The organism is Serratia sp. D1N4, assembly GCF_054552755.1.
Genome location: NZ_CM137274.1, coordinates 4,987,179 through 5,010,304, shown reverse-complemented (window position 1 = coordinate 5,010,304; position 23,126 = coordinate 4,987,179). Strand labels below are relative to the sequence as shown.

Here is a 23,126-nt window from a genome sequence, read left to right as displayed (position 1 = left end):
ACCCGATATCGGCTTTATCCTATTTTATTATTCAGTTTTTAGTGAGTTTTTTGGGAAAATGGCTTCGTACTGGCTACGCTTGTTAAAAAAAAGTAAATTAACGCTTAAGTTCGTTGCGACAGAGGTTCTCATTAACGCACAATGTGATCAAGATCGAGTTTGTGCGCCCCAGTTTGGTGCAGCACGCCCATCATTATCCTGGTTGCCTGCTTTCTGAGCGGACAGCCCATTTGAGGCAATCATGCATAAACACCTGCAAAAACCTAAAATTCTGAAAGTAGAAACGGTCGCGCGTTCGCGTTTATTCAACGTGGAATCGGTCGATCTGGAGTTCAGTAATGGTGTACGGCGGGTGTACGAGCGTATGCGGCCCTCCGAGCGTGAAGCGGTGATGATTGTACCGGTGGTGGGGGACGATCTGCTGCTGATCCACGAATATGCGGTGGGCACCGAATCTTATGAGCTGGGGTTTCCAAAAGGCCTGATCGATCTCGGTGAAGGGGTGCTGGAAGCGGCCAACCGTGAATTGATGGAGGAGGTGGGCTTTGGTGCAAGGCGCTTTGATTTCCTGAGTAAACTGACGATGGCTCCCTCTTATTTTTCCAGCCAGATGAATATCGTGCTGGCGCACGATCTCTACCCGCAAAGCCTGGAAGGCGATGAGCCGGAACCCTTGCCGCAGGTGCGCTGGCCAATTGCCAACATGATGGCGTTATTGGAGGAACCGGATTTCCGTGAGGCCCGTAACGTCAGTGCGCTGTTCCTGGCCGCAGCCTTCCTGCGTAACTCGCGTTAACATTGCCAGATAACGTTCAGTTAAAAAAACGGCCAGATTGCTCTGGCCGTTTTTATGTTTAGAACAGCTCGTGGCTTTCACCACCGGGGTCTGTCAAGGTGGTACCGGCGTCATGCACCGAGTAGCCTGTTGGCTGGGTGCCATCGATAAAGAACTCGGAACGGCTGCCACCGCCGCCATTGGACAGCTTGCCAGTGCTCTTGTCGATGGTTACGCTCACAATGCCCGGTGGTGGTGTGACCTTCTGCTCTGGAACGCCGTCCAGTGCCACTTTCATAAAGTCATCCCACGCCGGTTGTGCACTTTTCGCGCCACCTTCGCCGCCGGAGATCTGATCCTCAATCGCACCAGAAGCGGTTGCACGCCCCAGATCGCGGCGGTGATCGTCGAAACCAATCCAGACCGACGTCACGGTATCCGGGCCATAACCGGAGAACCAGGCGTCTTTTGAACTGTTGGTAGTACCGGTTTTACCCCCGATATCACGGCGTTTCAGATCGCGCCCGGCACGCCAGCCGGTGCCCATCCAACCCGGCTCACCAAAGATATTGCTATTGAGCGCATCGCGCATCAGGAACGCCAGAGGCGTACTGATCACGTGCGGTGCATACTGCTGATCGTTATCCTGCTGTACCTGGGTTGGCGTTACCTGCTCCAACTGTGGCATTGGCACATTGGCGTTGCTGTTTTCCTGCGATACCGCTACGTTTTCAACGTTATCATCAGAAAGCATGGCTGCACGCTGAGTATCGCCGTAGATCACCGGCAGATTGCAGCTTTCACACACCACTTTCGGCTTGATTTCAAACAGGGCTTTGCCGCTGTCATCTTCAATCTTGGTGATGAAGTAGGGGTCAACCAGATAACCGCCATTGGCCAGCACTGCGTAACCACGCACCACCTGCAACGGAGTGAAAGAGGCCGAGCCCAGCGCCAGTGATTCCGAATGCACAATGTTCTGTGCCGGGAAGCCGAAACGCTGCAGATATTCTGCCGCATAATCCACGCCCATTGCACGCATCGCACGTACCATCACCACGTTCTTCGACTGCCCCAGGCCCTGACGCAAACGGATTGGGCCGTCATAGGTTGGCGGTGAGTTTTTCGGCCGCCAATCAGTACCGGCACCGGCATCCCAGCGGGTGATGGGCAGATCGTTGAGAATGGTTGCCAGCGTCAGGCCCTTATCCATCGCTGCGGTATACAGGAACGGTTTGATGTTGGAACCGACCTGACGCAATGCCTGAGTCACGCGATTGAACTTGCTCTGGTTGAAATCGAAACCGCCGACCAGCGCTTTGACGGCACCGTTGTTCGGATCGATAGAGACCAGCGCCGAGTTGACATCCGGCACCTGCGACAGCCACCAGTTATCATTCACTTTGCGCACCCACACCTGCTGACCCGCCTGAACCACGTCGGTGACGCGCTTCGGCGTTGGGCCTTGCTGGGTGTCGGATTTGAATGAGCGAGCCCAGCGCATGCCGGACATCGGCAACGTAATGCTGCTGCCATCGGCCAACATCGCCGTGGCCTGGTTGACGTCGGCCTGGGTAACTACCGCTGGTGCCAGCGGGCCATAGCTCGGCAGATTTTTCAGGGAATCGACAATCTGTTTCTGATCCCAAGCTGCTTCACCCACTTTCCACAGTACGTTCGACGGGCCGCGGTAGCCGTGGCGCATGTCGTAGTCCAGTACGTTGTTACGCACCGCCTCCTGCGCTGCCAACTGCAGTTTCTTGGTGATGGTGGTGTAAACCTTGTAACCGTCGGTATAGGCGTTCTCACCGTAACGCGTGATCATTTCCTGACGCACCATCTCAGCAAGATAAGGCGCAGAGAAGCTGATTTCTGGCGCATGGTAGTGGGCAACCAGTGCCTCACTGCGGGCCTGATCGTATTGCGCCTGCGTGATGTAATTTTCATCCAACATACGCGACAGCACCACGTTACGGCGCGCAACGGCACGATCGTGCGAGTACAGCGGGTTGAAGGTCGACGGTGCCTTAGGCAGACCGGCGATGGTGGCCATTTCGCTTAAGCTGAGCTGGCTGACGTCCTTGCCGAAGTAAACCTGCGCGGCCGCCCCGACGCCGTAAGCGCGGTAGCCCAAGTAGATTTTGTTCAGATACAGCTCAAGAATTTCGTCTTTGGACAGCATCTGTTCAATGCGTATCGCCAAGAAAACCTCTTTGAGCTTACGCATCAGGGTGCGTTCCGGGCTCAAGAAGAAGTTTCTTGCCAACTGTTGGGTGATGGTACTGGCACCTTGTGACGCTCGGCCAGAAACCAGGGCGACAGACGCGGCACGGAAGATACCGACCGGGTCAACACCATGGTGTTCATAGAAACGGCTGTCCTCTGTGGCGATGAAGGCATGCACCATCACCGGTGGAATTTGATCCAGCTTGAGAGGGATACGACGCTTCTCACCGAATTGAGCGATCAGTTCGCCATCGGCACTGTAAACCTGCATTGGAATTTGCAGCCGCACGTCTTTTAGCGTTGCGACGTCGGGCAGCTGTGGCTCGACATATTTGTACAAGCCAAAAATCGAGGCTGCTCCCAGCAAGATGCAACACACTGCAAGGATTAGAAAATACTTTACGAACTTCACCTGAGATTTCCCATTTCATGTCATTTGGGCAGTTTATAAACAACCGCGCGGTAGTATAAAGGCAAGCCTGCGACATGGATATGTTCTTTTATCATTTGACGATACGGAAGCGGGGTGAAATATGTTCTCTCAAGCATGGCAGGTAGGCCTGGATATACAGAGCAACTGTGTGAGGGCATTGGCAGCACAGCATCGCCGCAGCGGTTGGCAACTGCGTCATTGGTGGCAACAGGCGCTGCCTCAGCCGGTGCTACGCGACGGTTGTATTGAGAAATCCGAAATGTTGATCACCCTGCTAAAGCAGTGGCGTAATCGGTTACCAAGACATATTTCCTTACGCATTGCTTTGCCTGCGCAACGGGTTCTACAACACCGGTTGCCGTTACCGGATTATCGTTTGCGGGAGCCGGTCCGCCATGATTACATCACCACTCAGGGGCTGAAACAATTCCCGCTCGACAGCCAGACTTTAGCGATGGATTACCGTATCGCCCCACCGAATACCAGCCAACTGCTGCTCACCGCCGCTCGCCAACAAGAGCTCCAGCAGTGGCTGCACTGCCTGCAAGAAGCCGATCTTCAGCCGCAGGTCATTGATATTACTCCCAGTGTTCTGTGTGCCATGGCGGCTTTTGCAGGCCTGACATGCGACGCGGGCCTGCTGCATCGTCTGGAACAGGAGTGGCTGTGGGTGGCTCCGCGCAGTACGCCATTTGCCTACGGCGTACTGCCTGTCGGTGAGATCGAGAGCACGCAGCAGGCGCTGGCCGCTATGCGTATGGCCTGCCCGGCTCTGGGCGACAAACCGGTGTATTACAGCAGTGTGTTGGACGAAGCCTTGCCTGCCGGAGTTGTGTCCTGGTCGCCTTTCACCGCTTTCAGCCACTTGCATCCCCCGTTGCCAGCACAGCCCACGGCTTTTGTTCTGGCAGGCGGGCTGGCTTTACGCCGTGAGGATCGCTGATGTATCAGGTCAATCTTTTGCCTTGGCGCCTTAGGGCGCAGCGGCAGCGCTACGGATTTTGGCTGCGAGTGTTCTGCATCCAACTGTTGGTTGCCTTGGTCCTTCCGGTCACGGCTTTCTTCCTGCTGCGTTATCAACATACGCAGCAACAGAGCGCTTTGCAGACGCTGACGCAACAGCACCTGGTGCTGGCTGGCAGGATCCAGCAGACGCAGCAGGTGATGGCAGCGCTGGCGCGGTTAACGGCTGAAGAGACACGTCGCCAGCAGAATGAAATACATAACCGGCGTTACCTGTATTTATTGCAACAACTCTCGGCAGTGATACCCGACGAGCTATGGCTGACGGCGTTGGAAGAGAATGCACAGGGCATCTCTTTGCGCGGTTTTAGTGGGCAGTACGCAGCAATTACCCTGTTTGAACAGCGCTTGGCTGCTTCGCCTTTGTTGGAAAGTCATCGTTTGGCGGAGGTGACACGGCATAAAAACGGGATATTGGCCTTCACCCTAACGGCGCGTTGGGGGAAAGATGGATAAACCGCTGCCGGATTGGATCAAACCTTGGCTCAACCGGCCCGGCTGGCAACTGCTGGTGGTTCAATGGCTGCTCTTGATCGGCCTGATGCTGCTGACCAGCGTGTTGCTGGTATACGGTGAATGGCAACAGTTGGAGCATCTACGCGCGCAACAGCAGCGCCTGGAGGTAGAGATTGCCGAACGTCAGCAGCAACTGACTCGCTTACCGGCATTGGAGGAGTTGGAACAGCGTCTGCAAGATCAGACCTTGGCGTTACCCGCACAGCCGGAAAGCTTTGGTAGCAAGCTCTATCAGGTGGGTGGTGTGTTGCTGCGTTGGCAACAGCAGGAGCAACCTGCACAGCAAATCGCGAAGTTGCAGGTGGATTACCCTGGGTTATTGCGCTTGCTGGAAGGTTTGTCGCCCACGCTGCGCATTAGCCAGATGGCGATCGAAAAGCAACCGGAAGGGCTGATTACCCAACTGATTTTGCTCGCAGCAGAAGGGAGGAGCGAATGAAGAAAGAATATTGGCTATGGCTGATGCTCTCCACTCCCGTTTGGGCTGTGCAAGAGCGCGATCCGTTCCAACAGCCTCTGGTTGCGTCCTGTGTTTCACCAGCCGTTTCACCGGCTAATTGGCAGCTAAAGGGCACTATTGGTGAACCTGGCTTGCGTCATGGCTGGCTGATCACCTCGCAAGGGCAGTGGTTAAGGTTACAGCCGCAGCAGACATTGCTGGATGGGCTCTGGCAGGTGGAGCAAATTCAGGCGCGACAGCTTGAATTCAGTGAAGTTGGCACGGAACGCGTTTGCCCCCCAGCCACGGGCAATATTGTTCTGACGTTGGGCAAACCATAAGGAAATGGAAATGAAGAAATATCATTGGCTGGTGGCGCTGTTGCTGGCGTTTCCCTTCATGGTGATGGGGGAAATACAGCAGGAAATACAGCAGGAAAAACCGGTCTCTCTGGAGTTTCACGATACGCCAGTGAGCCTGATCTTACAGGCATTGGCGGAATACCAGCAACTGAATCTGGTGGCAGCCGAGGGCGTAGATGGCAATCTGACCCTGCGCCTGGAGAATGTTCCTTGGCGGCAGGCGTTGGCGGTGGTGTTGCGTATGGGGAAACTGACGATGACTCTCGATGGCAATGTGATGCTGGTTTTCCCCGAACCTGACGAGCAGGAGCAGCAGCGTCGGCAGCAGGCACTGGCGCAACAACTGCCCTTGGAGAACCTGACGATCTCGCTGCAAAATGCCGATGCTGGAGAGATCGCCCAGAGCCTGGATAGCCAGCGCGGCAAGTTGCTGACCGAGCGCGGTAGCGTGGTGGTAGATAAGCGCACCAATGCGTTATTGCTGCGTGATACCACATCGGCTCTCGCGCAGATGAAAGCCTGGGTGGCGGATATGGATACACCACTGGAACAGGTGCAACTGGCGGCACATATTGTCACCATCAGCAGTGAAAACCTGCGGGAGCTTGGCGTGCGCTGGGGATTGTTATCAGACGAAAAACCTGCGCAGTCTTTACGGATAGATAATTTCAGCGTGGGTTTGCCGGTGGAAAACAGCGCGGTAACGGCCGGTTTTCATCTGGCGCGCATCAGTGGGCGTATTCTGGATCTGGAGCTGTCGGCGCTGGAACAGGAAAATGAGGTGGAAATCATCGCCAGCCCACGCCTGCTGACGGCACACCAGCAAACCGCCAGTATCAAACAGGGCACGGAAATCCCCTACGAGGTCGCGAGCGGCACCAGTGGTGCGACCTCGGTAGAGTTTAAAGAGGCGGTATTAGGGATGGAAGTTACGCCCAAAATCCTGCCCAATGGCCGTATTACGTTAACGCTGCAAATCAGCCAGAACATGCCTGGCCGCTCGATAAAACAGGGGGCCGGGGAGGCGTTGGCTATCGACAAGCAGGAAATCAAAACTCAAGTGACGGTAAAAAACGGTGAAACCATTGTATTGGGTGGTATATTTCAGCAGCAGAACCTGAACGGCGCGAACAAAGTTCCAGGCGTGGGGGACGTGCCATGGCTGGGATCGTTGTTCAAACACAGCAGCAAACAGCATAAAAGGCGTGAGCTGGTGATATTTATTACTCCAACGCTGATCAAGGTCTGATTTACCGGGGCCGCTGCCAACGAAAAAGGCGAAAGTTAATGGTCAGATAGACTTTTTTTCTCGCCTTGGGGGCATCTGCGTTTGACGCTGCGGCCGATTTAGCTTACAAGGGTTACCGAATTAGGCTCCGAGGTTTTTTTGTTAATGCTATACCCGGCGTCTTTCAAGTTACAGTGTGGTTGGCTGCACGTAATCCCCCAGTCACTTACCTTGGTAAGCTTCTGAGGTATTTACGCTTGCTGCCTGGTTGTAACTCGAAATCCATAGGGTATTAAGACGCCGTTAAAAACGTATGGTTTCCCTCCTGCGGCGTGGATAGCGATTTATTCGGTTGCCAAACTACCAAGAGTGTTGAGATAATTTTTCGTCTGATCTCGCACTATCGCTTATGAGGTTTCAGTTTAGGTCCCGCCGCTAATTTGATTGGCGGGGCGGGTTATCATTAACGAATTGTCTTAGTAATACCGAAAAACATGGCAGAGAAACGCAATATCTTTCTGGTTGGGCCTATGGGTGCCGGCAAAAGCACTATTGGCCGTCAGTTAGCTCAGCAACTCAATATGGAGTTTTTCGACTCCGATCAAGAAATTGAGCGACGTACCGGAGCTGACGTGGGCTGGGTATTCGACGTGGAAGGGGAAGAAGGCTTCCGCGATCGTGAAGAAAAAGTCATTAATGAACTGACGGAAAAGCAGGGGATCGTGCTGGCTACCGGCGGGGGCTCGGTTAAGTCGCGTGAAACGCGTAACCGCCTGTCGGCGCGTGGTGTCGTGGTCTATTTGGAAACCACTATCGAGAAGCAATTGGCCCGTACCCAGCGTGACAAAAAGCGTCCGCTGTTGCAGGTTGATTCTCCTCCGCGTGAAGTGCTGGAAGCGCTGGCTAAAGAGCGCAATCCGTTATACGAAGAAATTGCAGATGTCACTATCCGCACAGACGATCAAAGCGCTAAAGTGGTTGCCAACCAGATAATCAACATGCTGGAAAGTAACTGATAGCGGTTTCCGCGTTGGCTACGGGCAAATGCGGAAATTCTGATTGTGTTCCCCGCGTTGGCGGGGACAAACCACACCGAGAACTGAGCGCGACATGGAGAGAATTACCGTAACGCTTGGGGAGCGTAGCTACCCGATTACCATAGCCGCCGGATTGTTTAACGATCCGGCTTCTTTTATGCCGCTAAAGGCGGGTGAACAGGTCATGCTGGTCACCAACCAGACCCTGGCTCCGCTGTATCTGGAGCCTGTACGCAAGGTGCTGGAGCAAGGCGGTGTAGTGGTGGATCAGGTGATACTGCCTGATGGCGAACAGTACAAATCCCTTGCCGTGCTTGAGCAAGTGTTCTCGGCGCTGCTGGAAAAGCCACACGGTCGCGACACCACGCTTATCGCCCTCGGCGGTGGCGTGGTTGGCGATCTGACTGGCTTTGCGAGCGCGTGCTATCAACGCGGTGTGCGTTTTATCCAGGTTCCTACCACGCTGCTCTCGCAGGTGGACTCCTCCGTTGGCGGTAAAACCGCCGTCAATCACCCGCTCGGTAAAAACATGATCGGCGCCTTCTACCAACCCGCTGCGGTGGTGGTAGATCTCGATTGCTTGCGAACCTTACCGGCGCGTGAACTTTCCTCTGGTCTGGCGGAAGTGATCAAGTACGGGATTATTCTCGACGGTGATTTCTTCGTCTGGCTGGAAAACAATATTGATGCGCTGGTGGCATTGGATATGGGCGCGTTGGCGTACTGCATCCGCCGCTGTTGCGAATTGAAAGCTGAAGTGGTCGCCGCCGATGAACGCGAAAGCGGCCTGCGCGCGCTGCTCAATCTGGGCCATACTTACGGCCATGCCATTGAAGCTGAAATGGGCTACGGTGTATGGTTGCACGGTGAAGCCGTGGCTGCTGGCATGATGATGGCCGCACATACCGCGCGCCGCCTGGGCCAGTTTTCTGTCGCCGATATTGAACGTATCAAAGCGCTGTTGCTGCGTGCCGGGCTGCCGGTGTGCGGGCCGCAGGAAATGACGCCTGACGCCTATCTGCCGCATATGATGCGCGACAAGAAAGTGTTGGCAGGGGAGCTACGTTTGGTATTACCGAAGGCGATGGGTGAAGCGGAAGTTCGCGGTGGTGTGGCACGTGATATAGTGTTGGCTGCAATTGCGGATTGCCTGCCGTTGCAACACGCGTGAGTAAATCGGAATAACTGACAGTGGCTTAGCCGCTGTTTGCATCTGTTATTAATTAATGTGCAAAGCAATACGAGCATCGCTTTGCCATCATCGGGTTAATAGTCTCGAACCATACCGGGTTCAGGGTGGCGGGCTTTTGCCTCTAGTTGGAGGATTTCAGATGGACGAGTTTAAACCGGAAGACGATCTCAGACCTGATGCTAGCGATCGTCGTCCTTCACGTTCGCGGCGGCCAGCAACAGGGCCGAGTTTTTCCTTATCGCGCCAGCATTTGATGATTGGTGTCGGCATTCTGGTTCTGCTGGTGCTGATCCTGGGTATCGGATCGGCGTTGAAAGCACCGACCCAGCATGAGACGGCGCAGCAGGGTGCAGCCCGTGATATCAACCTGTCGGATTCTTCGTCGCTGACTACCAGTAACAATGGTGTTCCGGGGGGCACTACCGATACCCACGATAACAACGGTGTTGGTCAGGCTCAGCCGCAGCAGCCACAAAACATCAGTGTTCCGCCTATTTCCAGCACGCCGAGCGAAGCACAGCCAATGCCACCACAGGGTGGGGCGCAACAGCGTGTCGAACTGCCAGGCAACATGACGGACGCACTGTCATCGCAGCAGAATCAGGTTGATGCAGCCGCACAGAGCCTGAACGCCCCGGTTTCCGGGTTGCCAACCGCGCCAGCAACCGTGATGAGCGGTGCAGGTGCGCGAGAAACCACGCGTCCGATGCATAACAATGCCATTCCAGCGGCACAGCAGCGTAAAACACCGGCGAAAACCGCAGCTAAACCTTCTGCAACGACCACCACGGTTTATACACCACCGGCAGCGGTAAAAAGCGGTGTGGTGAGCGGTAGCACGGGTTCCATTACAGCGGCACCGGGTAGCCATTACACGCTGCAACTGAGCAGTGCTTCTCGTTCTGATACGCTGAAGGCTTTCGCCAAACAGCAAAATCTACAGAACTTTACCGTGTATGAAACCAAACGCGACGGTAAGCCGTGGTTCGTGTTGGTGAGCGGTAACTATGCTTCTTCGGCGGATGCGAAGCGCGCAGTTGCGACGTTACCGGCAGAGGTTCAGGCGAAAAAACCATGGGTCCGGCCTGTACATCAAGTACAGCAAGATCTTAAAAAATAAACCATTTAATTTTGTGCGCTGATGTGCTGTCTGAAACAGAGTACAATCCGCCGCTCTGAATTGTATAAGTAGCTAACTGACGGCATGAAGAAAAACCGCGCTTTTTTAAAATGGGCTGGTGGAAAATACCCGCTGGTTGACGAGATCCGTCGTCATCTGCCAGCGGGCGACTGCCTAATCGAGCCCTTCGTGGGTGCGGGTTCAGTCTTTTTGAACACGCAATACGATGCCTACATTCTCGCCGACATCAACAGCGATCTTATTAATCTGTATAACATCGTTAAGCTGCGCACGGATGACTTCGTGCGCGATGCCCGCATCCTGTTTGCTGATGAATACAATGTCTCGGAACAGTTTTACCTGTTGCGCGAAGAGTTTAATGCAAGCGGCGATGCTTATCGTCGGGCGCAGCTGTTCCTCTATCTGAACCGCCACTGTTATAACGGCCTGTGCCGATATAACCTGCGTGGTGAGTTTAACGTCCCGTTCGGGCGTTATAAGAAGCCGTACTTTCCGGAAGATGAACTGTACTGGTTTGCTGAAAAATCCCGCAATGCCACTTTCGTCTGCGAGCATTACCGCGATACCATGGCCAAGGCAACGCGTGGCGCGGTAGTGTATTGCGATCCGCCTTATGCACCGCTTTCGGCGACGGCGAATTTTACCGCCTATCATACCAACAGCTTCAGCATTGCCGATCAGCAAGGGCTGGCGCAACTGGCGCATCAACTGTCGGTGGAAAATCAGGTACCGGTATTGATTTCCAATCATGATACCGAACTGACACGCGACTGGTATCAGCATGCTGAATTCTTTGAAGTGTCGGCACGCCGGACGATCAGCCGTAATATCCTCGGCCGCAGTAAAGTGAACGAACTTTTGGCTCTATATATCGCTAAGCCGGGGTTGCACCCCGACGTATAACAACTCGAACCCTACGTTTGGAGAAGCGGATGAAAAAGTTTTTGATTGCCCCGTCCATTCTGTCGGCAGATTTTGCCCGGTTAGGTGAAGATACTGCCAAGGTGCTGGCTGCCGGTAGTGATGTGGTGCACTTTGACGTCATGGATAACCACTATGTTCCCAATCTGACGATTGGGCCGATGGTCTGCGAAGCGCTGCGCAACTACGGCATCACTGCCCCGATCGACGTTCATCTGATGGTCAAGCCGGTTGATCGCATTGTGCCGGACTTCGCCAAAGCCGGTGCGACCTACATCTCTTTCCATCCCGAAGCCTCCGAACACGTTGACCGCACCCTCCAACTGATCAAAGAACACGGCTGTAAGGCCGGTTTGGTGTTTAATCCGGCCACGTCGCTGAGCTATCTCGATTATGTGATGGATAAACTCGATGTGATCCTGCTGATGTCGGTTAACCCCGGTTTTGGTGGCCAGTCGTTTATCCCTGGCACGCTGGATAAGCTGCGTCAGGTGCGCAAACTGATCGACGACAGCGGGTTTGATATTCGTCTGGAAGTCGACGGTGGGGTCAAGGTGGACAACATTGCTGAGATCGCCGCAGCGGGTGCTGATATGTTCGTCGCAGGTTCCGCGATTTTTGGCAAGCCGGATTACCGCGCGGTGATTGACGAAATGCGTCGTGAGCTGGCGAAGGTGAATCATGGCTGATTTTAGCGCCATTCGCGGCCTGGCTTTTGATCTGGACGGCACGCTGGTTGACAGTGCTCCAGGGCTGGCGGCGGCGATCGATCTGGCGCTGGCAGAGATGGGCTTACCGCAGGCCGGTGAGGCGCGAGTCGGCACCTGGATCGGTAATGGCGCAGATGTGCTGGTGCAACGAGCGCTGCGCTGGGCGGAAGCGGCGGCCACGCCGGAGCATTGTCAGCAGATGCGCGAGCGTTTTGACTATTTTTATGCACAAACCGTGAGCAGCGGCAGTCGCTTGTTCCCGCAGGTGAAAGCCACCCTTGGCCGCTTGGCTGAGCTGGGCTACCCGATGGCGCTGGTGACCAACAAGCCGACGCCCTTTGTGGCTCCGTTGCTGACTGAGCTTGGTATTATCGATACTTTCTCGCTGATTATTGGTGGCGATGATGTGGTGGCGAAAAAACCGCATCCCGCGCCGCTGTATCTGGTATTCGGCAAGCTCGGCCTCCGGGCTGGCGAGGTGTTGTTCGTCGGTGATTCACGCAACGATATTCAGGCGGCGCAGGCGGCAGGTTGCCCGAGCGTTGGCCTGACTTACGGATATAACTACGGTGAAGCGATCGCCCTGAGCCATCCCGACCGCGTGTTGGAGCGCTTTGCCGATTTGTTGCCCGCTCTTGGGCTGTCATCTTTAGAGAATCAGGAATTTAATCATGAGTAAGCCCATCGTATTTAGCGGCGCGCAGCCGTCTGGTGAACTGACCATTGGCAACTACATGGGTGCGCTGCGTCAGTGGGTTCAAATGCAGGATGATTATGACTGCATTTACTGCATCGTTGACCTGCACGCGATTACCGCGCGTCAGGATGCGGAAAAACTGCGTAAAGCCACGCTGGATACGCTGGCGCTGTACTTGGCCTGCGGTATTGACCCGGCAAAAAGCACCATTTTTGTTCAGTCCCATGTGCCAGAGCATTCGCAACTGAGCTGGGTGCTCAACTGCTATACCTATTTCGGCGAACTGAGCCGTATGACCCAGTTTAAAGACAAATCGGCACGCTATGCCGAAAACATCAACGCTGGCCTATTCAGCTATCCGGTGCTGATGGCGGCGGACATTTTGCTGTATCAGACCAACCAGGTGCCGGTGGGTGAAGATCAGAAACAGCATCTGGAACTGAGCCGTGATATCGGCCAGCGCTTCAACGCCCTGTACGGCGACGTGTTCAAAATACCAGAACCCTTTATTCCCAAGTCTGGCGCGCGCGTAATGTCACTGCAGGAGCCGACCAAGAAGATGTCCAAGTCGGACGATAACCGTAACAACGTGATCGGCCTGCTGGAAGATCCGAGCGCGGTGACCAAAAAAATCAAACGTGCGATGACCGACTCGGAAGAGCCGCCGGTCATCCGTTACGACGTGGCGAACAAAGCGGGCGTTTCCAACCTGCTGGATATCTTGTCTGGCGTCACCGGCAAGAGTATTGCCCAGTTGGAAACGGAATTTGCAGGCCAGATGTACGGCCACCTGAAGGGTGCAGTGGCAGAGGCGGTTTCCGGCATGCTGAGTGAACTGCAAGAGCGTTATCACAGCTTCCGCAATGACGAGGCGTTCTTGCAACAGGTGATGCGTGATGGTTCGACAAAAGCCCGTGCTCGCGCGCAGGAAACGCTGGCGAAAGTGTATGAAGCGGTAGGTTTTGTGCCACATCCGTAATCGCTCACCCATTCCCTCTCCTTGGGGAGAGGGCTAGGGTGAGGGGAATATCACCGCACTACAAATCCTTCATCCCGGTTCTTTCGGGGCGTTAACATTCAGTGAATGGCCGCTTTTTTTACGCCATTTTGCTAAGATTTTCCGATAGTTCCCGGCTGGAGAACCAGTTCAGCTTGCTGCGCAGGCTGACCACGCTGCCAACGATGATCAGGCTCGGGCTGGCGGCCTGTTGCGCAAGCACTCCCAACCGATCCAATTCCCCTTCAATCACCCGCTGGCGGGTAGACGTGCCGTTTTCCACCAAGGCTATTGGCGTGGTGGCGGCCATACTATGCGCCATCAGTTGCCGTTGGATCTCTGCTGCCTGTGCCAGGCCCATATAGAACACCAGGGTTTGTTGCCCGGCGGCCAGCGTGGCCCAGTCGAGCCCGCCATCAGCCTTGGCGTGGCCGGTCACCAGCCGCACGCTCTGGGCGTGATCGCGATGGGTCAGGGGAATGCCGCTGTAGGCCGAACAGCCGGACGCAGCGGTAATCCCCGGCACTACAGAAAACGGAATGCCCGCTTCGGCCAAGGTTTCCAACTCTTCACCGCCGCGGCCGAAGATAAACGGATCGCCGCCTTTCAGCCTGACCACACGCTTACCCTGTTGAGCCTGCTCCAGCAGGATCTGATTGATATGCTCTTGCGGCACGCAGTGGTGCCCGGCACGTTTACCCACGAAGATTAGCTGCGCATCGCGGCGCACCAGCGCCATCACCTCGTCAGAAACCAGGCGATCGTAAACTATCACGTCGGCCTGCTGGATCTGCTGTAGGCCTTTCAGCGTCAGTAACCCGGCATCGCCCGGCCCGGCACCCACCAATACCACTTCGCCATGTTCTTCAGGCTGATGCGCAAATAGCTGCTCAACCTGTTGATCAACCAAAGCAGCATCATGGCTAGCCAGCGACTGCGCCAGCCGATCGTGGGCGAACAGCCTTTCCCAGAAACGGCGGCGCGCACCGATCTCGCTAAACTGCTGTTTTACCCGTTGGCGCAGCGAACCGCCCAACTGAGCCAGTTTACCGAGGTGTTGTGGCAGCATCGCTTCCAGCTTTTCCCGCAGCAGGCGCGCCAGCACCGGGGCTTTACCGCCGGAAGTGACGGCGACCATTAGCGGAGAGCGATCGATAATTGACGGCATGATAAAGCTGGCGCGTTTTGGATCGTCCACCACGTTGCAGAATACCCGCTGCTGATTGGCACACTGATAGACCAGAGCATTCACTTCTAGCCGATCGGTAGCGGCAATCACCAGCCATTTTTCTGCCAGCAGTTCGGCATAGAATTCACCTTCCACCAGCGTGACCTGCCCCTGTGCGGCCCAGGCCAGAAACTGCTGATTGAACTGGCAGGCATTGACCGTCAGCCGTGCACCGGCATCCAGCAGCAGGCGCGCCTTGCGTTCGGCGACTTCCCCACCGCCGACCAGCAGGCAGGCTTTATGTTGCAGTTGGCAGAAAATCGGTAAGTAATCCATCGGCAATCCTTGGGGGGAAGTGGCTAACGGGGCGATAATTCGCCCCTGCTTGATTATGCGGTTTGGCGAGTGGCGGCGTTTGCAGCCTGCGGGCGTTGCGCACGCGGTGTGGCATACCAGTAACCGAGGCCCATCAGGACCGCGCCAGACAGCGTATTCCCCAGCGTTACCCACAGCAGGTTATGGCCGATACCGCTCAGGGTATAGGCTTCGCTATGATTGCCGAACCAGGAGAGGGCAAACAGCGTCATGTTGGCAATTGAGTGTTCGTAGCCGGAAGCGATAAACGCCAGCAAACACCACCAGATGGCGATGAACTTGGCAGCACCTTCAACGCGCAGCGCCATCCAGATCGCCAAGCAAACCAGCCAGTTACACAGCACCCCTTTAAAGAACAACACTTCTGCCGGGGCCGTGGTTTTCGCCAGCGCTGCGGTATGGACCAGGCTGGTGTCGACCGGCAACAGGCTACCGCCGCCGTAGTAATACATCAGCGCCACCAGCACCGAGCCGAGCAGGTTGCCCAGCCAGGTTTGCGGCAACACGGCCCACATCTGGCTCTGTTTGATGGTGCCTGCTTTCACGCCGAGCGTCAGGAACATAGTATGGCCGGTGAACAGTTCGGAACCGGCGATGATCACCAGCGTCAGCGCGATGCCGAAGGTGGCGCCCATTACCAATGGGCGGATCGACGGATCCACCAGATTACCCAGGGTGAAGATCAGAATGATGCCAAGGCCGACGTAGGCTCCGGCCATGGCTGAACTAATCCAGAAGCCGAGCGGGCTCTCTTGCGCCAATTTGACGATGCGCGCCGCGTTGGCGGCAGATTTATTGATGGTATCGGTAAACATAAATTTCCCTGGAAAGTAAAAACAAAAAGTGTAAAGGCAATAAGCGGTAATGCTGCTTGGGCGGAGCTAACCAGTTCCCTATCCCTGTGGGGGAGGGGGAAACCCCCTCAGGCATAGTGCGTTTTTACTGCATAGCCACCTGAACCCTATCGCCGACGACCCGGCTGGTGAAACTGGCCACGGACCGGTTTTCATCCTCCATACACCGGCCATCGCGCAGGCGGAAATGCTGTTTCTTCAGCGGGCTGGCTACCCACAGTTCACCCTGATGTTCGGCAATCAGGCCGCGTGACAGCACGCTGGCCTGGGCGAACGGGTCGATATTGCTGATGGCATACAGTTGTTCATCGGCGCGCGGGCGGAAGATGGCGACCTGCTGCTCGCCAATCAATGCACACACGCCAGTGCCGGGCAGGATATCGGCGATCGGGCAAACGGAAATCCACTGGCTCATGCGTTGCTCTCCTCAGTTTCAAGCAAGACGACGGGGATGCGCTCATCCGGGCGCGCCGGGCGGTGCTGTTCGCGTTCTGGCACCACTTGCACGTTCGGGTCGCGCTGGCTGCTGTTGATGAAGTGAGAAAAACGTACCTGAGCGGCAGGATCCTCGACGGTGGCTTTCCACTCGCAGATCACCGCGCTGCGTAGGCGGGCGATTTCGGCTTCCAACTGATCGTTGATCCCCAGTTTGTCGTTGATGATCACCTTGCGCAGATAATCGATCCCGCCTTCCAGGCTTTCCAGCCAGACCGACGTACGCTGCAATTTATCGCCGGTGCGGATGTAGAACATCATAAAGCGGTCGAGGTAGCGCATCAGCGTATCGCTGTCGAGATCTGCCGCCAGCAGATCGGCATGGCGCGGTTTCATTCCGCCATTGCCGCATACATACAGGTTCCAGCCGTTTTCGGTGGCAATAATACCGACGTCTTTCCCCTGCGCTTCGGCACATTCACGGGTGCAGCCAGAAACGCCGAACTTCATTTTGTGCGGGGTGCGGATACCTTTGTAGCGGTGCTCAAGCTGCACGCCGAAGCCGACGCTATCGCCGACGCCGAAACGGCACCAGGTGCTGCCGACGCAGGTTTTCGCCATACGCAGCGCTTTGGCATAGGCGTGACCGGTTTCGAAACCGGCGGCGATCAGCCTGCTCCAGATGGCCGGTAGATCGTCCTTCTGTGCGCCGAACATGCCGATACGCATTGAACCGGTCATCTTGGTGTACAGGTTATAGTCTTTAGCGATCTGGCCGACGGCGATCAGACCTTCCGGCGTGATTTCACCACCGGCAGAGCGTGGGATCACCGAATAGGTGCCATCTTTCTGGATGTTGCCCAGGAAGTTATCGTTGGTGTCTTGCAGCGGCGTGTGCTGCGGCTTGAGTACATACTCGTTCCAGCAGGACGCCAGCAGCGAACCGACGGTGGGTTTACACACTTCGCAGCCGTAACCTTTGCCGTATTTTGCCAGCAGCTCCGCAAAGGTTTTAATGCCTTCGACACGGATCAGGTGGTACAGCTCCTGGCGCGAATAGGCAAAGTGCTCGCACAGGTGGTTATTTACCTCGATGCCCTGTTTGCTCAGCTCGGCGTTCAGCACCTGGGTGATCAGCGGAACGCAGCCGCCGCAGCCGGTTCCGGCTTTGGTTTCAGACTTGATGGCCGCCACGGTGTGGCAACCCAGATTCACCGCTTTGATGATGTCGCCTTTAGTGACGTCAAAGCAGGAACAGATCTGCGCGGTTTCCGGCAGCGAATCGACACCGATCGCCGGTTTGCTGCCCGCATGGGCTGGCAGGATCAGGCTGTCCGGGTTTTCCGGCAGTTCGATGTTGTTCAGCGCCAGTTGCAGCAGGTTGCCGTAGTCGCTGGTATCACCGACCAAGACCGCGCCGAGCAGAGTTTTGTTATCTGCGCTGACCACCAGACGTTTGTAGACCTCTTTGCTCTCGTCCAGATAGACGTAGCTGCGTGCGCCAGCGGTACGCGCATGGGCATCACCGATCCCGCCGACGTCAACGCCCAACAGTTTCAGCTTGGCACTCATATCGGCACCTTGGAAGGCGTTCTCGCGGCTTAGCAGATGATCGGCGGTGACCTGCGCCATCTTGTAACCTGGAGCGACCAGGCCGAAGGTACGCTCGCGCCATGAGGCACATTCCCCGATGGCGTAGACATCCGGATCGGAGGTCTGGCAGCTATCGTTAATCGCAATGCCGCCGCGCGGAGCCGTTGCCAGCCCACACTGGTGCGCCAGCTTGTCCTGCGGGCGGATGCCGGTGGAGAATACGATGAAATCGACTTGCAGCTCGCTGCCGTCGGCAAAGTGCATGGTTTTGCGCGCGCTCTGCCCACCGTTAACGATCTCGGTGGTGTTTTTGCCGGTATGAACTTTAACGCCCATGCGCTCGATCTTGCGGCGCAGTTGGTCGCCACCCATCGGATCGAGCTGTTCGGCCATCAGCATCGGGGCGAATTCGATCACGTGAGTTTCCACGCCCAGGCTTTTCAGTGCTCCAGCGGCTTCCAAACCGAGCAGGCCACCACCGACCACCGCGCCGCGTTTGCTACGGCGTGCGCAGGACTCGATGGCGTTCAAATCTTCAATGGTGCGGTAAACGAAGCAGTCCTGGCTTTCGGAACCTTTGATCGGCGGGATCCACGGGTAGGAACCGGTGGCCATGACCAGTTTGTCGTAATACACCGTGCGGCCGGTGTTGGAGTGGATCACTTTCTCCGCCCGGTTAATGGTGATGGCGCGTTCGCCCACCAGCACTTTCACGCCCTGTTTTTCGTAAAAGCCTTCGCGCACCAGCGAAAGTTCTTCGGCAGTATGGTGAGAAAAGTAGGAGGAGAGATGTACGCGATCGTAGGCGATGCGGGGTTCTTCACAAAAGATGGTAATTTCAAACTGATCTTTGTCTGCCTTCTCCAGCAGATCTTCGATAAATCGGTGGCCGACCATGCCGTTGCCGATGACAGCGAGTTTAACTCTGCTCATTGTTGCCTCAAAAATTCTGATTTCCTAGGCGTACCTTATTCCTCCCTGACATCGATTTATTGATACAAATCAATTCGCCTTTCATATACCTCTAATGTGGTATATGCATGATTTTTATAAATATTTGTTAAGTTGTGGTTTTTGTTCAACTTTAGCTGAATCGAGCCAGTTAATTACAGAGTGAGTAATTTGCTAACCGCTGGTGAGGTTATAAACATTCCGCCGCTTTGTCAGCCACAACCGGCACCCGTATGATGAAGAGAACGCTTGGCTGAATAGAGGTGACAAGGTGGCAAATCATCCCGTGAAGTTTATCGATAACCTGCGCCTGAGTGGGCAGGAAGGGTTATGGCAACTGGCGTTTGAGCAGGGGCGTATTACTCATATCATTCCGCAACCGAGTGGGTTGGGGCGGCGCAATGATGCTCTGGATGCCGAGGGCGGTTTGGCACTGCCCGCGTTTGTCGAACCGCATATTCATCTTGATACCACCCAAACCGCCGGGCAGCCCGCCTGGAATCAGTCCGGCACCTTGTTTGAAGGTATTGAGCGCTGGGCCGAGCGCAAGGCGCTGCTGACCCACGAAGACGTGAAGCAGCGCGCCTGGCAGACGCTGAAATGGCAGATCGCCAACGGCGTGCAGTATGTGCGTACTCACGTTGATGTCTCTGATCCCACCTTGACCGCACTGCGCGCCATGCTGGAAGTGAAGCAGGAAGTCGCGCCTTGGGTGACGCTGCAAATTGTGGCGTTCCCACAGGAAGGGATCCTGTCTTATCCCAACGGCGAAGCGCTGTTGGAGGAGGCGTTGCGCCTGGGGGCCGATGTGGTTGGGGCGATCCCGCATTTTGAATTCACCCGCGAATATGGCGTGGAGTCACTGCATAAGGCCTTCGCTTTGGCGCAGAAGTACGACCGGCTGGTGGATGTGCATTGCGATGAGATCGACGATGAACAATCGCGCTTTGTCGAAACCGTGGCGGCGTTGGCGCTGAAGCTGGAAATGGGCAGCAAGGTCACCGCCAGCCATACCACGGCGATGCACTCCTACAACGGGGCTTACACCTCGCGTCTGTTCCGCCTGCTGAAGATGTCTGGGATTAACTTTGTTGCCAATCCGCTGGTGAATATTCATCTGCAAGGGCGTTTCGATACTTACCCTAAACGGCGTGGGATTACGCGGGTGAAAGAGATGCTGGAGGCGGGCATCAACGTCTGCTTTGGTCATGATGACGTGTTTGATCCCTGGTATCCGCTCGGCACCGCCAATATGTTGCAGGTGCTGCATATGGGGCTGCACGTTTGCCAACTGATGGGTTACGGCCAGATTAACGATGGGCTGAAGCTGATCACCACTCACAGCGCGCGGACCATGCACTTGCAGGACTATGGCCTGAAGGTGGGCAACAGCGCCAACTTGGTGATCCTGCCTGCGGAAAGCGGCTTTGACGCGGTACGCCGCCAAACGCCGGTGCGTTATTCCATTCGCCACGGCGCGGTGATTGCCGAGACCCAACCGGCAACCACCACGCTGTATCTGCAAGCTGAGGAAAAGGTAGATTTTCGGCGCTAAGCGGAGTGAGGGGTTTTAGTTTGGTGACTTTCCCCTCACCCTAGCCCTCTCCCCGAAGGAGAGGGTGATCTTTGCCGATCAGTGCGTTGTATGCCCGTGGCTGCGGTGCTTAGTGACAAAACCGAGCAGCAGACACATCACAAACACCGCCAGATACAGGCCGTTGGCGGCGGTCAGCGCCGCATGTGCACCGCCTTTGGCCACCAGCGGGCCGGTCACCACAAAGGTCAGCATGGTGCCGATAGTGCCGCAGGTCAGGATAAAGTTGACCAGTTTCGGTGAGGAAACTTTAGTTTGCAGCGAACCGAGGGTGATCAGCGTGGTGTAGATGGCGCTGGAAACAAAACCTAAAGCCATGATGAAGTAGCTCAGGTGCTGTGGGTTATCACTGCTGACAAACAGGTACATCGCACCGGTGGCCAACGCCGCCAGCACGGTCACGATGCGTTGCAGATCAAAGAAGCGCAGGATAAAGCTGAACACCCACATGCCGATCATATAGGACGTCCAGAAATCGCTCACCAGCTTACCCGCTTGACTGATATCCATGCCGAAGGATTTGGTGGCGTATTCCGGTACCCACTGGATAAAGCCCAACTGACCGAGGATATAGCACAGTGCGGCGATCGACAGGAACAGCACGCCAATACCCCATTTCTCTTTCACGACTGGTTCAGCGCTTTTTGGCCCTTTGTTGCCCAGCACCGGGAACTCAGAGCACAGGGTTAACACGAAGATCGCAACGTACAGCAGGCCAATGCAGGCATAAACCCAATACCAGCCAATGCTGCGGGCCAGCAACATGGCGGCGACGATCGGGAAAATCATCCCGGCCATGCTGAAGAACGAATCGGTGAACAGCAGGCGTGAACCGCGTTGGCGGCCAGCGTACATATGGGTGATCAGGAAGGTGCCGATCGACATGGTAATCCCGCTGACCACGCCAAGCACAAACATGCACAGTGAGAACAGAGCCAGGCTTTTGCTGACCATAAGCCCGGCAACCGCCAGCAGCATCAGGACAAAACCAAACAGCAACTGACGTTTCAACGGGATGATTTCCATCAGCCAGGCATTGAGGAAGATCGAAATCAGAATACCGGCGTTAAGAAAGGTAAAGGTGTTACTCATGCTGGAAACTGGCAGATTGAAATATTCTGCAATGTTGCCCATCACCATCCCTGTGACGATCACTAAAGCTCCGGTCAGCGCGTAAGAAAAGAAGCTGATCCATGTTAGCCGGATGCGGTTGCTGTCATTCATTGTATAGGCCTGATTGATGGCTGTTTCGGTTGAGGGTTAATACTGGCATTAGGCATAAGGCCGCAGGGTTTTTCTGGAAAGACAGAAAAAATCCCGTTCAGGCCACCAGGAAGCGGATCCTAGCATAGCCAACGGGAGTTTTTGTGATGGTTGTCTGTTTTTTGATGCAAGAGATGAAAGTTGAAAGATATCCCTGTGATCTAACCAGCGACTGGCACGATCGAATCACGGCGCACGATCATCGGCTCAAAGGTTACAGCAGGCGTGAGCGGATCGATCAACCGGCGAGTGGCATACTGCGCCATCTCAGTGATCGGGAAATGCACGCTGGTCAGGGCCGGGCGGACAAAAGGCGCACGTTCGCCGCTGTCATAGCAAATCAGCGCGATATCCTGTGGCACGCGCAGGTGGTGCTCATTGATCGCCAGCAGAGCACCGATGGCCATCTCTTCGTTACAGCAATAAATGGCGCTTGGCAGTATTTCACGGCGCAGCAACTGGTCGGCACAGTCATAACCGCTTTTCAGATCGTAAACCCCTGCCAAGCAATCCACCGGTAGTAGATTGGCGGCCTGCATGGCGTTAAGGAAACCCTGTAGCCGCAATTGGCTGGAGGCGCGCTGCGGTGGGCCGCTGATGCAGGCGATGCGCCGATGGCCGGCATCGATCAGCTCTTGTGTGGCCATCTGGCTGGCGCGTACGTGATCAAAGGTAATACAGCGATCTTCCAAGCCCGGCACCAGACGATCCAGCAACACAAAGTGGCGCTGTTCTGCGGCTAACTGGCGGAGTTGATCGTCAGAAAGAAAACGTACGTGCAGGATCACGCCGTCGCAGCGCAGGTTGAACAGGCGTTGAATCGCCAGCAGTTCGTTCTCTGCGCTGTTACGGCCTTGGGTTACCAGCAGCTGTTTACCCTGTGATTCTGCCTCGGCTTGCACAAAATCCATCAGCGCACCAAAAAAACCACCGCGGTAAGAGGTGGTGACCAGGCCCAGCGTGTTGCTGTGGCTGGAGGCCAGCGCCCTGGCCGCCGGGTTGGGGGTGTAACCTAGTGCGGCCACGGCTTTGGCCACTTTCTCACGGGTGAGGGGTTTAACGTTGCTGTCACCATTGACCACGCGCGACACGGTGGCACGAGATACTCCGGCTAACGCTGCGACATCTTCCAGTGTCACCATTATTCTGCTCCTGATTACGTATCCCCCTTGGTTTTTCAAGCTTCAGCGTTGTGA

The 23,126-nt window shown here is 55.6% G+C and carries 21 protein-coding genes; 14 read left to right on the top strand and 7 right to left on the bottom strand.

Annotated elements, in window-relative coordinates:
• The first annotated feature begins 241 nt into the window (after positions 1 to 241).
• Positions 242 to 796 carry an ADP compounds hydrolase NudE gene (gene nudE / locus ACX1CU_RS22580; RefSeq protein WP_459400408.1) on the top strand — a complete coding sequence of 185 codons (555 nt, stop codon included), beginning with the start codon at positions 242 to 244 and terminating at the stop codon, positions 794 to 796.
• A 58-nt stretch (positions 797 to 854) separates the two neighbouring features.
• Here the strand turns inward: nudE and mrcA are convergent, their stop codons facing one another.
• Positions 855 to 3,413: a peptidoglycan glycosyltransferase/peptidoglycan DD-transpeptidase MrcA gene (gene mrcA / locus ACX1CU_RS22575; protein ID WP_459400407.1), complete on the bottom strand. Its 2,559-nt coding sequence runs from the start codon at positions 3,411 to 3,413 to the stop codon at positions 855 to 857.
• Positions 3,414 to 3,534: 121 nt separating this feature from the next.
• On the opposite strand from mrcA, the gene pilM reads away from it, so the two are divergent.
• From pilM to trpS, 12 genes are all read left to right on the top strand, one after another.
• Positions 3,535 to 4,377 (top strand): type IV pilus biogenesis protein PilM, encoded by an 843-nt coding sequence (pilM, locus tag ACX1CU_RS22570; RefSeq protein ID WP_459400406.1) that lies wholly within the window; start codon positions 3,535 to 3,537, stop codon positions 4,375 to 4,377.
• Positions 4,377 to 4,913, top strand: a complete 537-nt coding sequence (locus tag ACX1CU_RS22565; protein ID WP_459400405.1) for a PilN domain-containing protein — start codon at positions 4,377 to 4,379, stop codon at positions 4,911 to 4,913. Before pilM ends, ACX1CU_RS22565 begins: the two co-directional genes overlap by 1 nt.
• A complete protein-coding gene (locus tag ACX1CU_RS22560; protein ID WP_459400404.1) occupies positions 4,906 to 5,412 on the top strand; it encodes a hypothetical protein in 507 nt (168 codons plus the stop codon). The genes ACX1CU_RS22565 and ACX1CU_RS22560 overlap by 8 nt, the downstream gene beginning before the upstream one ends.
• Positions 5,409 to 5,753 carry a hypothetical protein gene (locus tag ACX1CU_RS22555; protein ID WP_459400403.1) on the top strand — a complete coding sequence of 115 codons (345 nt, stop codon included), beginning with the start codon at positions 5,409 to 5,411 and terminating at the stop codon, positions 5,751 to 5,753. Before ACX1CU_RS22560 ends, ACX1CU_RS22555 begins: the two co-directional genes overlap by 4 nt.
• A 58-nt stretch (positions 5,754 to 5,811) precedes the next feature.
• Positions 5,812 to 7,023, top strand: a complete 1,212-nt coding sequence (gene hofQ / locus ACX1CU_RS22550) for a DNA uptake porin HofQ (RefSeq protein WP_459402890.1) — start codon at positions 5,812 to 5,814, stop codon at positions 7,021 to 7,023.
• Positions 7,024 to 7,496: 473 nt separating this feature from the next.
• Positions 7,497 to 8,018, top strand: a complete 522-nt coding sequence (gene aroK, locus ACX1CU_RS22545) for a shikimate kinase AroK (protein ID WP_004391482.1) — start codon at positions 7,497 to 7,499, stop codon at positions 8,016 to 8,018.
• Between the two features lie 94 nt (positions 8,019 to 8,112).
• Positions 8,113 to 9,210: a 3-dehydroquinate synthase gene (gene aroB, locus ACX1CU_RS22540; protein ID WP_459400402.1), complete on the top strand. Its 1,098-nt coding sequence runs from the start codon at positions 8,113 to 8,115 to the stop codon at positions 9,208 to 9,210.
• Between the two features lie 160 nt (positions 9,211 to 9,370).
• Positions 9,371 to 10,351, top strand: coding sequence for an SPOR domain-containing protein (locus ACX1CU_RS22535; protein WP_459400401.1), 981 nt, complete (start codon positions 9,371 to 9,373; stop codon positions 10,349 to 10,351).
• An 84-nt stretch (positions 10,352 to 10,435) separates the two neighbouring features.
• Positions 10,436 to 11,275 carry an adenine-specific DNA-methyltransferase gene (dam, locus tag ACX1CU_RS22530; RefSeq protein ID WP_459400400.1) on the top strand — a complete coding sequence of 280 codons (840 nt, stop codon included), beginning with the start codon at positions 10,436 to 10,438 and terminating at the stop codon, positions 11,273 to 11,275.
• 29 nt (positions 11,276 to 11,304) lie between these two features.
• Positions 11,305 to 11,982, top strand: coding sequence for a ribulose-phosphate 3-epimerase (gene rpe, locus ACX1CU_RS22525; protein WP_459400399.1), 678 nt, complete (start codon positions 11,305 to 11,307; stop codon positions 11,980 to 11,982).
• Positions 11,975 to 12,682 (top strand): phosphoglycolate phosphatase, encoded by a 708-nt coding sequence (locus ACX1CU_RS22520; RefSeq protein ID WP_459400398.1) that lies wholly within the window; start codon positions 11,975 to 11,977, stop codon positions 12,680 to 12,682. The genes rpe and ACX1CU_RS22520 overlap by 8 nt, the downstream gene beginning before the upstream one ends.
• On the top strand, positions 12,675 to 13,679 hold the full coding sequence (gene trpS, locus ACX1CU_RS22515; protein ID WP_459400397.1) for a tryptophan--tRNA ligase: 1,005 nt from the start codon (positions 12,675 to 12,677) through the stop codon (positions 13,677 to 13,679). Before ACX1CU_RS22520 ends, trpS begins: the two co-directional genes overlap by 8 nt.
• A gap of 118 nt (positions 13,680 to 13,797) precedes the next feature.
• Here the strand turns inward: trpS and cysG are convergent, their stop codons facing one another.
• The 4 genes from cysG to nirB all read right to left on the bottom strand — a co-directional run bounded on the left by cysG (position 13,798) and on the right by nirB (position 19,055).
• Positions 13,798 to 15,201, bottom strand: coding sequence for a siroheme synthase CysG (gene cysG, locus ACX1CU_RS22510; protein WP_459400396.1), 1,404 nt, complete (start codon positions 15,199 to 15,201; stop codon positions 13,798 to 13,800).
• Positions 15,202 to 15,254: 53 nt separating this feature from the next.
• Positions 15,255 to 16,055: a nitrite transporter NirC gene (gene nirC / locus ACX1CU_RS22505; RefSeq protein WP_459400395.1), complete on the bottom strand. Its 801-nt coding sequence runs from the start codon at positions 16,053 to 16,055 to the stop codon at positions 15,255 to 15,257.
• Positions 16,056 to 16,179: 124 nt separating this feature from the next.
• On the bottom strand, positions 16,180 to 16,509 hold the full coding sequence (nirD, locus tag ACX1CU_RS22500; RefSeq protein ID WP_459400394.1) for a nitrite reductase small subunit NirD: 330 nt from the start codon (positions 16,507 to 16,509) through the stop codon (positions 16,180 to 16,182).
• The gene (nirB, locus tag ACX1CU_RS22495; protein WP_459400393.1) at positions 16,506 to 19,055 is read right to left on the bottom strand and encodes a nitrite reductase large subunit NirB; all 2,550 of its coding nucleotides are present in this window, start codon (positions 19,053 to 19,055) and stop codon (positions 16,506 to 16,508) included. Before nirB ends, nirD begins: the two co-directional genes overlap by 4 nt.
• A 304-nt stretch (positions 19,056 to 19,359) precedes the next feature.
• Between nirB and ACX1CU_RS22490 the strand changes: the two genes are divergently transcribed.
• Positions 19,360 to 20,628, top strand: a complete 1,269-nt coding sequence (locus ACX1CU_RS22490) for a cytosine deaminase (RefSeq protein WP_459402889.1) — start codon at positions 19,360 to 19,362, stop codon at positions 20,626 to 20,628.
• A 78-nt stretch (positions 20,629 to 20,706) separates the two neighbouring features.
• Here ACX1CU_RS22490 and tsgA read toward each other — a convergent pair whose 3' ends face one another.
• Together tsgA and ACX1CU_RS22480 are read right to left on the bottom strand one after the other, a co-directional pair.
• On the bottom strand, positions 20,707 to 21,891 hold the full coding sequence (tsgA, locus tag ACX1CU_RS22485) for an MFS transporter TsgA (protein WP_459400392.1): 1,185 nt from the start codon (positions 21,889 to 21,891) through the stop codon (positions 20,707 to 20,709).
• Between the two features lie 200 nt (positions 21,892 to 22,091).
• Positions 22,092 to 23,072 (bottom strand): LacI family DNA-binding transcriptional regulator, encoded by a 981-nt coding sequence (locus ACX1CU_RS22480; RefSeq protein ID WP_459400391.1) that lies wholly within the window; start codon positions 23,070 to 23,072, stop codon positions 22,092 to 22,094.
• Positions 23,073 to 23,126 lie beyond the last annotated feature (54 nt).